Annotated in this window: 8 protein-coding genes; 2 read left to right on the top strand and 6 right to left on the bottom strand. The window is 70.6% G+C overall.

From position 1 onward, the window contains the following. Positions 1-36 precede the first annotated feature (36 nt). The gene (lepA, locus tag QSK05_RS30880; RefSeq protein WP_285600916.1) at positions 37-1,884 is read right to left on the bottom strand and encodes a translation elongation factor 4; all 1,848 of its coding nucleotides are present in this window, start codon (positions 1,882-1,884) and stop codon (positions 37-39) included. A gap of 261 nt (positions 1,885-2,145) precedes the next feature. On the opposite strand from lepA, the gene rpsT reads away from it, so the two are divergent. Next, on the top strand, positions 2,146-2,412 hold the full coding sequence (rpsT, locus tag QSK05_RS30875; protein WP_285600915.1) for a 30S ribosomal protein S20: 267 nt from the start codon (positions 2,146-2,148) through the stop codon (positions 2,410-2,412). A gap of 553 nt (positions 2,413-2,965) precedes the next feature. Here the strand turns inward: rpsT and holA are convergent. From holA to QSK05_RS30850, 5 genes are all read right to left on the bottom strand, one after another. After that, positions 2,966-4,018, bottom strand: coding sequence for a DNA polymerase III subunit delta (holA, locus tag QSK05_RS30870; RefSeq protein ID WP_285600914.1), 1,053 nt, complete (start codon positions 4,016-4,018; stop codon positions 2,966-2,968). 327 nt (positions 4,019-4,345) lie between these two features. Continuing rightward, positions 4,346-7,147: a ComEC/Rec2 family competence protein gene (locus tag QSK05_RS30865; protein ID WP_285600913.1), complete on the bottom strand. Its 2,802-nt coding sequence runs from the start codon at positions 7,145-7,147 to the stop codon at positions 4,346-4,348. Next, positions 7,144-7,995, bottom strand: a complete 852-nt coding sequence (locus QSK05_RS30860) for a ComEA family DNA-binding protein (RefSeq protein WP_285600912.1) — start codon at positions 7,993-7,995, stop codon at positions 7,144-7,146. The genes QSK05_RS30865 and QSK05_RS30860 overlap by 4 nt, the downstream gene beginning before the upstream one ends. Before the next feature lie 118 nt (positions 7,996-8,113). Continuing rightward, complete coding sequence (locus tag QSK05_RS30855) at positions 8,114-9,007, bottom strand: DegV family protein (RefSeq protein WP_285600911.1); 894 nt, start codon at positions 9,005-9,007, stop codon at positions 8,114-8,116. A gap of 73 nt (positions 9,008-9,080) precedes the next feature. Continuing rightward, the gene (locus tag QSK05_RS30850; RefSeq protein ID WP_285600910.1) at positions 9,081-10,232 is read right to left on the bottom strand and encodes a GGDEF domain-containing protein; all 1,152 of its coding nucleotides are present in this window, start codon (positions 10,230-10,232) and stop codon (positions 9,081-9,083) included. A 140-nt stretch (positions 10,233-10,372) separates the two neighbouring features. Between QSK05_RS30850 and QSK05_RS30845 the strand changes: the two genes are divergently transcribed. Further along, positions 10,373-12,508 carry a RecQ family ATP-dependent DNA helicase gene (locus tag QSK05_RS30845; protein ID WP_285600909.1) on the top strand — a complete coding sequence of 712 codons (2,136 nt, stop codon included), beginning with the start codon at positions 10,373-10,375 and terminating at the stop codon, positions 12,506-12,508. Positions 12,509-12,625: the final 117 nt, after the last annotated feature.

Below are 12,625 nucleotides of genomic sequence, written 5' to 3'. Positions count from 1 at the left end.
AGACATCCTGCGACGCGGACGCCGCAGGACCCACCCCTATTTCTTCCGCTCGCCCGCGGAGCCGTCGTCACTCGACAGCGCCGCGATGAAGGCCTCCTGCGGAACCTCGACCCGGCCCACCATCTTCATCCGCTTCTTGCCCTCCTTCTGACGTTCCAGCAGCTTGCGCTTCCGGCTGATGTCACCGCCGTAGCACTTGGCCAGCACGTCTTTCCGGATGGCGCTGATGTTCTCGCGGGCGATGATGCGGGCCCCGATCGCGGCCTGGATCGGCACCTCGAACTGCTGACGCGGGATCAGCTTGCGCAGCTTGCCGGTCATCATCACGCCGTACGTGTAGGCCTTGTCGGCGTGCACGATCGTGCTGAACGCGTCCACCGGCTCACCCTGCAGCAGGATGTCGACCTTGACCAGGTTGGCTGCCTGGTCACCGTCGGGGTTGTAGTCGAGCGAGGCGTAGCCCTTGGTGCGCGACTTGAGCTGGTCGAAGAAGTCGAAGACGATCTCGGCGAGCGGCAGCATGTAGCGCATCTCCACCCGGTCTTCGGACAGGTAGTCCATGCCCAGCAGCGAGCCGCGACGCTCCTGACACAGTTCCATGATCGCGCCGATGTACTCGGACGGCGCCAGCATGGTCGCCCGGACGATCGGCTCGCGGACCTCGCTGATCTTGCCGCCCGGGAACTCGGACGGGTTGGTCACCGTGACCTGCGACTTGTCGTCCAGGGTCACCTCGTAGACCACGCTCGGCGCGGTCGAGATCAGGTCGAGCCCGAACTCGCGCTCCAGCCGCTCGCGGACGATCTCCAGGTGCAGCAGGCCGAGGAAGCCGCAGCGGAACCCGAAGCCCAGAGCCACGGACGATTCCGGCTCGTAGACCAGCGCGGCGTCGCTCAGCTTCAGCTTGTCGAGCGCCTCGCGCAGCGGACCGTAGTCGGAGCCGTCGATCGGGAACAGGCCGGAGAAGACCATCGGCAGCGGCTCGCGGTAACCCTCGAGCGCCTCGGTGGCCGGCTTGGCGTAGTTCGTGACCGTGTCGCCGACCTTGGACTGGCGAACATCCTTGACGCCGGTGATCAGGTAACCCACCTCGCCGACGCCCAGACCCTTGGTCGGGACCGGCTCCGGCGAACTGACGCCGATCTCCAGCAGCTCGTGCTGGGTCTTCGTCGACATCAGGGTGATGCGCTCGCGCGGGTGCAGCATGCCGTCGATGACCCGGACGTAGGTCACGACACCGCGGTAGGTGTCGTAGACCGAGTCGAAGATCATCGCGCGGGCGGGCGCGTTCGGGTCGCCGACCGGGGCCGGGACCTGCTTCACGATCTGCGCCAGCAGTTCCGGCACACCCATGCCGGTCTTGCCGGAGACCTTGAGGCAGTCTTCGGGCTCGCAGCCGATCAGCTTCGCCAGTTCCTCGGCGTACTTCTCCGGCTGGGCGGCGGGCAGATCGATCTTGTTCAGCACCGGGACGATGGTGAGTTCGTTCTCCATCGCCAGGTAGAGGTTCGCCAGCGTCTGCGCCTCGATGCCCTGTGCGGCATCGACCAGCAGCACCGCGCCCTCGCACGCCGCCAGCGACCGGGACACCTCGTAGGTGAAGTCGACGTGCCCCGGCGTGTCGATCATGTTCAGCGCGTAGGTGACGCCGTCTTCTTCCCAGGGCATGCGAACGGCCTGGGACTTGATGGTGATGCCGCGCTCACGCTCGATGTCCATCCGGTCGAGGTACTGCGCGCGCATCTGCCGCTGGTCAACCACACCGGTCAGCTGCAACATCCGGTCGGCCAGCGTCGACTTACCGTGGTCGATGTGGGCGATGATGCTGAAGTTCCGGATCAGTTCCGGAGCGGTGGCGGACGGCTCGGGCGCCGTATGGGCCATCGGAGACACTGCTGCGCTACCTCGATCGTCTGGCTCGTCGGACTGCTCGGACTCTCCATCGTCCCATGTCCCGAGCTCTTTCCCAGCATCACCCGCTCATCACCCGCTCATCGGCGGCTGGTCAGGGGGGTCTGCGGATCGCTGGTAACGTTGGAGGTCTGTGCATGGACGTCTACCGGCAGCCAGCCGGTTCGAGCGATTGCACTGCCGGTGTGCCTACAGACCGCTGAACAGACTTAGACAATCCCGAAAGAAGATGCAGTGGCAAACATCAAGTCCCAGATCAAGCGCAACCTCACGAACGAGAAGCGCCGTCTGCGCAACAAGGCCGTGAACAGCCAGCTCCGCACGGTCGTCCGCAAGACCCGCGAGGCTGTGACCGCCGGTGACGTCGCCGCCGCGACCGCCGCCCTGGCCGTTGCCTCCAAGCAGCTGGACAAGGCCGCGAGCAAGGGCGTCATCCACAAGAACCAGGCTGCCAACCGCAAGTCGGCCCTGGCCCAGGCCGTCTCCAAGCTGAGCGCCTGACCTCCGCGTAACGAAACCCCGGCCCCCTTCGTGGGTGGCCGGGGTTTCGTGCGTTTGCAGGCAGCCCATGGTGGACGCCCTCCCGCCTCCGTACGCAACGGCGGCAGAGCAGGTGGCCCGGTTGAGCGGGCCCGTTCCTCCCGTCAGCACCAGCGATGCTGCTGTTCGTGATCAGGAAATGCTCCGACCAGCAACATTGGGCCGGAAGATGCCCCATCCCCGCGACACCACCGGATGACCCCGAACGGGGACCCGGCCGACCTTCGCGGCCACCGGTGCGCTCCAGGATTGGGGAAATTCCGTGCGCCGTGTCCGCACGGATCTTCCCCATTACCCCCTGGCAGGCGTAGGCGAGAGATCGTGCATTCCTTGCGTGTCTGCCGCAACGAATGCACATGATCGGGGGCCACCCGTCCTGGGCCACCAGCGACGCTGGCCACCAACAACCCTCAGCCACCAACAGCTCTGGACTCCGGCGGCCCTCAGCCACCAACAGCTCTGGACTCCGGCGGCCCTGGGCCACCAACAAACCTGGGCCACCGGCGGCTCTGAGTTACCGGCGGCTCTGGGCCACCGTCAGCACCAGGCGCTCCACGGCGTAGACCGGGTCGCGGCCGCCACCCTTGACCCCGGCGTCCGCCTCGGCGAGAGCCATCACGGCGGTGGCCAGACCGGACTCGTCCCAGCCGTTGAGCTCGCGGCGGGCGCGGTCGATCTGCCACGGGGCCATGCCCAGTGACTTGGCCATGGACGCGGACGATCCCCGGCCCGCGGCGGACACCTTGGCCAGACCGCGCACCTTCATGGCGACAGCGGCGACCAGGGGAACCGGGTCGGCGCCGGTGGCCAGGGCGTGCCGCAGCAGTACCAGGGCCTCCTCGGCGTGACCGGCGACGGCGGCGTCCGCGACCTTGAAGCCTGTGACCTCGACCCGGCCGCCGAAGTAACGCTCGACCGAGTCGACGTCGATACGGGCGGTCTCGTCGTCGTTCATCAGCTGGGAGCAGGAGGCGGCGAGCTCCCGCAGGTCGTTGCCGACGGCGTCGACCAGGGCCCGCACGGCGGCCGCCGTGATCTTGCGATCGCCGCGACGGAACTCGTTCGTAGCGAACTCGACCTTCTCGTCGTCCCGCGTGATCGGCTGGCACTGCACCTCGGGAGCGTTGAGCGCCCGGGCGGCCTCCAGCAACGGACGGGCCCGCAGCACACCGGAGTGCCGGATCACGACGCAGGCCTCCTGCGACGGATTCCTCAGGTAGCCCGTGACATCGGTGACCAGTGCCTCGTTGGCCTGCTCCACGTTCTCGAGCACCACCACCTTGCCGCCGCCGAACAGCGACGGACTGGTCGCGACGGAGAGCATGCCGGCCAGGTACCCGGCCGCCTCCATGCGCTCGACCTCGGTCTCGGGGTCGGCAGCCCGCGCCGCCGCGAGCACGTTGGAGACCGCACGGTCGGCGAAGATGCTCTCGGACCCGACGACCAGGAGCACCGGCGCGGGCCGGACCGCGTCGGGCGTGACGATCGGGTTGTTCGCCTTACTCGTCGACTTGGCCGTCGACTTCGACCCGCTCCGCGATCGGGAACCCGCTCCTGCTGCAGCCACGCCATCACCCTAAAGCCTCTCCCCGCACGGACAGAGCTGGTCCCGCACAACCTCACCCCGCCCGCGCTGCCCCCACATCACGGCCCTCACGTCGCCCGGCCCACCTCCACCCCGGCCCACCTTCACCCCAGCCGACCTTCACCCCAGCCGACCCTCATTCCGGCCTGCCCTCACCCCAGCCTGTCCACACCCCAGCCTGCCCTCACCCCAGCCTGCCCTCACCCCAGCCTGCCCTCACCCCCAGCCTGCCCTCACCCCCAGCCAGTCGCTCGCACCCACCGGCCCTCACCTCCGTCTCACCTCTCCTCACCCGGATCCCGTCCGCACTCATCCAGCAGTCACCACCCGAAGATCGCCAGGGCCCCCGGTCACCGCGATCTGCCCCTGGGTATCCGTCCGGAAGGCCACCGCCCCGATCCGCCGGAGCATCGCGAGCGCCTTCGGGGCCGGATGCCCGTAGTCGTTGTCCGCGCCCACCCCGATCAGCACGACCCGTGGGTGCAGGAAGCGGTACAGCCGCTCCTCCTGATTCGCGGAACCGTGGTGCGAGAGCACAACAACATCAGCACCGTCGTCCCCGACCATTCGTCCAGGCACGGCCCCCGGCACAGTTCCAGACACGGCCCCCGGCACAGTTCCAGACACAGTTCCGGGCACAGCGTCAGGCCCGGCCGCGAGTGTGCGCAGCAGGGCTCGCTGCGCTTCCGGCTCGGCATCGCCCAGAGCGGCGACCCTCAGTCCGCGTACCTCGGCGAGCATGACCACGCTGACGTTGTTGATCTTGTCTCCTTCAGGTTCGGACGCTGCGGCCAGACCCGCGCGAACGGCAGACACCGGTGGCGGGAGAAGTCGCCAGCGCACCTGCCAGGCCCCGGTACCGGCGGTGCCCGTGACCTGGGTCGTGACGGGAATCGTCCGCCCGCCCGGTGCCAGACGGGTGACGTCACGGGCCGGTACCGGGGGCAGAGCCACGGGGCTGACGTAGACCGGTGGACTTCCCCGTCCGTCGAGGGCACCTTCCAGGCCCTCGGCGTGGTCCGCGTGGAAGTGCGTGACAAGGACCAGGTCGAGATGGTGCACACCGATGCGCCGTAGGCAGCGGTCGGCCCGATCCGGGTCGGGGCCTGCATCGACGAGCACCGCACGGTCCGGGCCACTGCGGATCGCCGTGGCCGAGCCCTGCCCGACATCGCACTGCACCACGGTCCAGTCGGCGGGTGGGCCGCTGCCCGGAAGCACCGGGATCCAGCGCGGCAGCACCAGGCACACTCCCAGGACGAGGGGCAGCAGGACAGCGGTACGCCAGGCCCCGCGCATGAGCAGGCTGATGCCGAGCAGACTCAGCGCCGCCAGCAGCGTGGCCCCGGCCAGGCCGTCGGGCCAGGGCAGTGACCCGGCAGGAACGACAGCGGCCCGGTGCGCGACCACCGCTATCCACTGCGTTGCCAGACCACCCACCCAGGCCACGGCGGACGCACCGAAGGGCCAGACGGGCGAGAGCGCGGCCGCCACGACACCCGCGATCGTGGCCGGAGCGACGGCGGCGTCCACCAGCAGGTTCGCCGGCACCGAGACCAGGCTGACGACCGGGTCGAGCAGAACGGTGACCGGAGCCGTCACCACCTGCGCGGCCACCGGCACACCGAGCGCGAGTACGGGTGCCTTCGGCCAGCGCCGCAATCGGTACAGCCAGGCCGGCACCAGCAGCAGGAGGCCGGCCGTAGCCAGGACCGACAGGGCGAAACCGAAACTTCGCGCCAGCCAGGGATCAACACCCAGAAGGAGCACCACCGTCGCCGCCAGCATCGGCACTCCGGCCCGGCGCCGCGCCATCAGCGCGCCGGCCAGGGCCAGCACACCCATCACCGCCGCCCGCAGCACGCTCGGTTCGGGTCGCGCCAGCACCACGAAACCCGCTATCACGAGCGCGGTTCCGGCCGCCTGTACTCGCCTGCCACCTCCCAGCGCACCGATGAGCACGAACGTGACCGCACCCAGGATCGCCACGTTGCTGCCACTGACGGCTGTGAGGTGGGTCAGCCCGCCCGCCTGCAGATCGGCCTCGAGGTCCGGATCGAGGCCGGAGGTGTCACCGACCACCAGCGCCGGCAACAGTCCTCTGGCATCGTCCGGCAGCCCGGAACAGGCCTCCCGCAGTCCTTCCCGCAGATACTCGGCGAACCGCCAGGGCCACGAGCCCGGATGCGTCACCACCGGCCCACCCCGGGCGAACGTCACCGCGGCCTCGGGCTGACCCGGATCAGCCGGCCTGACCCGGCCCGAGGCCCGAACCTCCTGCCCGGCCACCAGATCGCCCCATCCGCCGGTACCGAACACGACCAGCCGGGCGGAGCTCGCCACGGCGTGCTGCCGGGCCTCGACCCGGCTGATCCCCATGCGGACCAGGTACAACGGCTCACCCCCGAACGACGTGGCCGACAACCGCTTCGGATCACCGGATACCTTGCCCTCGAACGTGATGGTCATCCCCCGGCCGGCCACCGCGCTGAGCGGATCCTGCTCACGGTGCAGCAGACGCAGCCCGGTGAGCGCCATGACCGGGGCGGCCAGAGCAAGCACGAGCAGCAGGCCCGCGGCCCAGGTCGTCAGCGGAGTGCGCGCCCGGTACCGGCCGGGCGCGCGACGGGACGCAGCCACCGGGCTCCGACGAGATCCATGGCCCCGGAGGGGATCTGCCACACGGCGGCCCCGGAGGGGATCTGCCACACGGCGGCCCCGGCGGCGCCCCGCCCGCAGATCTGCGGAGGCGACGGCCCGAGCGGTCACCCGATCGAGATGGGACCAGAGGGAACCGACCCCACCGACTCCCGTCCGCACGGACCGCCGTGATGCCGAGGCCTGCCGCAGGTGAATCGCCGCACCGCCCAGCCCGGCCACCAGAAGCCCCGCGAGCCCTCCACCCAGCATCAGCACCGTCCGGGCCGGAAGCACCAGCACGCCCCAGGTCAGCAACCACGCCACCCCGGCCCCCGGCAGCAGTCGCAGGTCAGGAGCCGGGCGCGGCGTCCGCCGCTTCGCCGGGGCGGCCTTCACCCCCTCACCGGGAGCAGTTCTGCGGGCCCCACCCGTGCCCAGCCAGATCCGGGTCGCCTCGCGCAGCCGGCTCATACCCGGACCATCGGGCGCAGCTTCTCCATCGTGCTGTCACCGATGCCCGAGACCTCGTTCAGGTCGTCGACCGTGGTGAACCGACCGTTGGCCTGACGCCACTCGACGATCCGACCGGCCAGCACCGGCCCGACCCCCGGCAGCGCATCGAGCTCGCCGACCGTGGCGGTGTTGAGGTCCACCGGCGCGCCGGGAGCCCCGCCTCCAGCCGACGCGGACCCGGGCGCCGACGGTGCCGGTACCTCGTCCGGCACCTTCTGCCCGGGTTTCGGCACCAGAAGGCGTTCCCCATCAATCACCTTGCGCGCCAGGTTGATCCGGGTCAGGTCAGCCCTGCCCGTCGCTCCCCCGGCCGCCTCGATCGCATCCTGCACCCGGGCGTCCACCGCCAGCGACACCACCCCGGGACGCCGCACCTGGCCGACCACGTGAACCCGGAACGGCACGACCCCGCCTGCCCCCACAGCGCTCGGTGACGGGGACCGACCGATGCCGGCAGACGCGTCCTCCATCGGGGTCGGTACAACGGAAATACTCACCAAGGGCTGTGACGCACCGATGGCCACCCCGTCGTCCTCACCACCCCACAACAGCAGGCCGCCCGTGGCCACCACCACGGCGAACGCGAGCACCGCCGCGGCGACCGCGGCCCGTACCGGCACCTCCCACCGGGAACCCCCACGGATCCGCCCTCGCACCAGGCCTTCTCGCACCAGGCTCTCGCGCAGCGAGTTCTGGCCCGGTGCAGCATCGGCGCCACCACTGGACCAGTCGTCGGGCCAGGGCCCGTGATCAGGCGCCTGACCGCGCTCGGCCTGACGCCACGAATCCTCGAGAAGCCGCTTCAACCGAGGAGGTTCATCAGGATCGGTGCGCATTCCCCGAAGCTAGGTGACCGGCCTCCGGATGACCGGTCTGATACCCCTGCCTGTGGACAACCCGGCCTTCGTGCCGGGCTGTGGAAAGTCAGTCGAGAGGATCCAGGTCCCGGGCCACGACCACGCCGACGGCCCCCGGCCCGACGTGCGCACCGATGACCGGCCCGACCTCGGTGACCGGGATCTCCCCGATCGCGGGCAGGTGTTCGCGCAACCGGCCGGCAACCTCGTCCGCCCGGTCCGGGGCGGACAGGTGATGCACGGCCATGTGGGTGGTGGCCCCTTCCCCGGTGGCCTCGGCGACCGACAGCTCGACCAGCCGGGTGAGGGCCCGCGCAGTGGTGCGGACGCGCTCGAGCGGCTCGAGGCGTCCGTCGGCGAGCGCGAGAACGGGTTTGATGGTGAGTGCCGATCCCAGCCAGGCGGTGGCGGCGCCGATCCGGCCGCCCCGGCGCAGGAATTCCAGGGTGTCGACGTAGATGTAGATGGAGCTGTTGAGCGAACGGCGGGAGGCGACCCGGGCGACCGTCTCCACGGTGGCCCCGGCGGCGACGGCGGCGACGGCCGCCTGGACGCCGAACCCCAGGCCCATGCCGAGGGAGCGGGAGTCGACGACCTCCACGGTGAATCCGTCGGTCTTCACCTCGGACGCGGCCAGACGGGCGGCCTCGACCGTGCCGGAGATGTCGCCGGACAGATGTACCGAGACGACGGCGGAGAATCCGCGGGCCTGCAGGCGGCGGTAGGTGTCGACGAAGACCTGCGGGGACGGGCGGGAGGTCGTCACCGTTCTGTTCGCCCGCAGTGCCGACACCACGTCGTGCGCGTCGAACGTGATGTCGGTACCCGAACCGGTGTCCTCGGGGCGGGAGATGCCGCCGACGACGACCTGCAGGGGAACCACGGTGACGCCCAGGTCGGCCGACACGGCGGCCGGCAGATAGGCGGTGGAATCGGTGACGACGGCGACGGGACCGGCCATGAGCGCCGAGGCTAGCGCGGATGGACGGTCCCTGGGGCGCCGTCGGGCTCAGGCTTCAGGAACGGCCTCGGTCTCAGGAACCGCCTCTGTCCTCAGGATCGGCCGGGGGTGTGCTCTCCCGGAGATCGGGCGAGGGGACGTTGGCGAGTTCGTCGTCCTCCTCCTTGAGCCGGGCGGCGGCCCGGCGCTTCAGTGACCGGCGCAGCGAGAGGTCCTGGATGGCGCGCTCCAGCAGGCCCTCGAGTTCGTCGGCGTCCCAGGGCACCAGGGTGGCGATACCGGCGCTGACCCGTCCTTGCCAGATCTCACGCGGCAGTTTCACCTTCTCGGCGAGGTGCGAGCGGATCCGGCGTTCCATCTCCAGGGGGGAGGTGCCGGTGCCCGGGCCGATCATGACGAACTCGTCGCCGCCCCATCGCGCGACCACGTCGGTGGCCCGGGTGGCGGTCAGCAGGGCCTCGGCCACAGCCACGAGAACGGCGTCGCCATCCTTGATGCCGTGTTCCTCGTTGATCCCGCGCAGGGTGTCCACGTCCACGACCAGTGCGTGCACGGCGTGGCCCTGACGACGGGCCAGGTCGATCATCGGCCGGGCGACCAGTTCGAGGCCCTTGCGGTTGGCCACGCCGGTCAGCGAGTCCTTCACCGACTGCTCCATCACCTGACGATGTGCGTCCACCAGGGCCATGGCGGCGCTGGTGCGGGCGCGGCGTACCGCCGTGGCCAGGGCTCCGGCGGCGACGATGAGCAGCAGCATGTTCATCCAGCGGGCGGCGTCGTCGGCGGTGAAGCCACCGCGGACGACGGGGGTGATCACGCAGCCCACCCAGAGCGCTCCGCAGGCGGCCAGCACCGACCAGAACCAGTTGCGGGCGCTGACCACGCAGGCGGCGGCCGCGGCGAGGATCAGCTCGGCGGACGGCCAGTATTGCTCGATCAGGCCGGCCCGGGCGCAGGCGGCCGTCGCGGCGAGGATCGGGACGATCGCCGCCGCGGTCTCACGTCGCCAGCCGGGCAGGCGCCGGGTCGAGGCCATGAATCCGATCAGCAGGAAGATCACCGCCGCGGCCCCGTCGACAGCGATCAGGGCTCCGCGGTACTCGACCTCCATGACCAGGCCGAGCACCGAGCTGACGGCGTGGATGACGGCGAAGCCGAGGCAGAGACGCGGGAGGCCGAGGCTGGTGGCGTCGCCGGCTTTGGGAGCGAGGGAGGCAGGACTCACGGGAAGGGGATCGGCCGTATCGCCACGGCGCTTGAGCAGCCTGCTGGTCGTACGGTCCACAGCCGGTACGACCTGCGGTTCATCCACAGGCGGAGCCCGGCGTTCGGAAACTGTCGGACCCTCATGACAGGCTCCTTCCCGTGACGACGACACCTACGGCCACCCGCAACCCCGAGGTCCGCGCCCGTGCGGAGGAGTCGCTGCGCAATCTGGTCGGTTCGCCGCAGGCGCGACTGCACGACGACCAGTGGGTGGCGATCGAGGCGCTGGTGGTCGACCGGCGTCGTGCCCTCGTGGTGCAGCGGACCGGCTGGGGCAAGTCGGCGGTGTACTTCGTGGCCACCGCTCTGCTGCGGGCCGCCGGGTCCGGGCCGACCATCATCATCTCGCCGCTGTTGGCGCTCATGCGCAACCAGATCGCGGCCGCGGAGCGGGCCGGCATCCGGGCTGTCACGGTCAATTCCTCCAACCTGGACGAGTGGGCGCAGGTGTACCGGTCGATCGACGCCGGCGAGGTGGACGTTCTGCTCGTCTCCCCGGAGCGGCTCAACAACCCCGACTTCCGGGAGAAGGCGCTCCCCCGGCTGACGGCGGCCACCGGCCTCGTCGTGATCGACGAGGCGCACTGCGTCTCCGACTGGGGTCACGACTTCCGGCCGGACTACCGGCGCATCCGCACGCTGCTCGCCGAGCTCCCGGCCGGGGTTCCGGTCCTGGCCACGACGGCGACGGCGAACGAGCGGGTCACGGCCGACGTCGCGGAGCAGTTGTCGGTCACGGGCACGTCGACCCTGGACGACGTCCTGGTGCTGCGGGGCACTCTCGACCGCGACTCCCTGCACCTGGCCGTGGTCGAACTGCCGTCACCGGCGCAACGCCTGGCCTGGCTCGCGGAGAATCTGAAGACCCTGCCCGGGTCGGGCATCATCTACTGCCTCACGGTCGCCGCCACCGAACAGGTCGCCGAGCACCTGCGGGCAGCCGGTTACGAGGTCGCGGCCTACTCCGGGCAGACGGAAGAGGCGCAGCGTCGCACCGCGGAGACCGATCTGCTGGGCAACCGGGTCAAGGCACTCGTGGCCACCTCGGCGCTGGGCATGGGCTTCGACAAGCCCGACCTGGGGTTCGTCATCCACCTGGGCGCGCCGCCCTCGCCGATCGCGTACTACCAGCAGGTCGGGCGCGCCGGGCGTGGCCTGTCGCAGGCCACGGTGGTGCTGCTGCCGGGCCGGGAGGACCGGGACATCTGGAACTACTTCGCCGGTCTGGCGTTCCCGGCCGAGCACCAGGTGCGGGTCACCCTCGACGCCCTGGCCGGGCGGGACGGGGCGATGTCCACCCAGCTCCTGGAGACCCAGGTCGATCTGAGCCGTTCCCGGCTGGAGATGATGCTGAAGGTGCTCGATGTCGACGGCGCCGTGCAGCGGGTGCGCGGTGGATGGGTCAGCACCGGGCAGCCGTGGCAGTACGACGAGGATCGGTACGAGCGGGTGCGGGCCACCCGTCGGGCCGAGGAGCAGTCGATGCTCGACTACGTCAGCACGCGCGGGTGCCGGATGCAGTTCCTGCGGCGCACGCTGGACGACGACACGGCCGGTACGTGTGGTCGCTGCGACCGGTGCGGCGGGGTGCAGCTCGACGTGCAGGTGCAGGGTTCCGACGTGGAGACCGCCGGTGAGGTGCTGAGCCGCCCGGGCGTGACGGTGGACGCGCGCCGGCAGTGGCCGAACGGCATGGCCGAACTCGGCGTGCCGCTGAAGGGCCGCATCGCGCCGGCGGAGCAGGCCGAGCCCGGCCGGGCCGTCGCCGGGGTGACCGACCTCGGGTGGGGCGCCCAGTTGCGCGAGCTCTTCGATCCCGGAACGCCCGACGGTGAGGTGCCGGTGCCCCTGCGCCACGCGATCGTGGCGGTGCTCGACAGCTGGGAGCTTCCCCAGGCGCCGGAGTGCATCGTCGTGATCGAGTCGCTGTCCCGGCCGAAGCTCGTGCGGCACCTCGCGGAAGGTCTGTCCAAGTATCTGCGGCTACCCATGGCCGCGAGCCTGGTGCCGGATCCGGCGTCCACCCCCGGGGAGGGCGCGGCCAACTCGGCCCAGCGGGTGAAGGCCGTCGCCGACCGCTACCAGCTCAACCTGGAGAACGACGGCATCGACGGGCGCTCGGTCCTGCTGATCGACGACCGCACGGTCACCGGGTGGACCCTGACGGTCGCCGCACGCCAGCTCCGGCGGGCAGGAGCTACCGCGGTGTTCCCCGTCGTGCTCGCCACGAACTGATCCGTGTCCCGTCGGTGCCCGTCCTGACCGCCGGCGGGCATCGCCGGCGGCTGAGCCGATGAGACCCCGGGCGCCGGGCGAGGCAGAGTCAGCCTCCCTTTCGGGCACATCTGATCA

It is taken from the genome of Kineosporia sp. NBRC 101731, from assembly GCF_030269305.1.
Lineage (GTDB): Bacteria > Actinomycetota > Actinomycetes > Actinomycetales > Kineosporiaceae > Kineosporia.
This window is presented reverse-complemented; position numbering and strand designations above follow the sequence as displayed.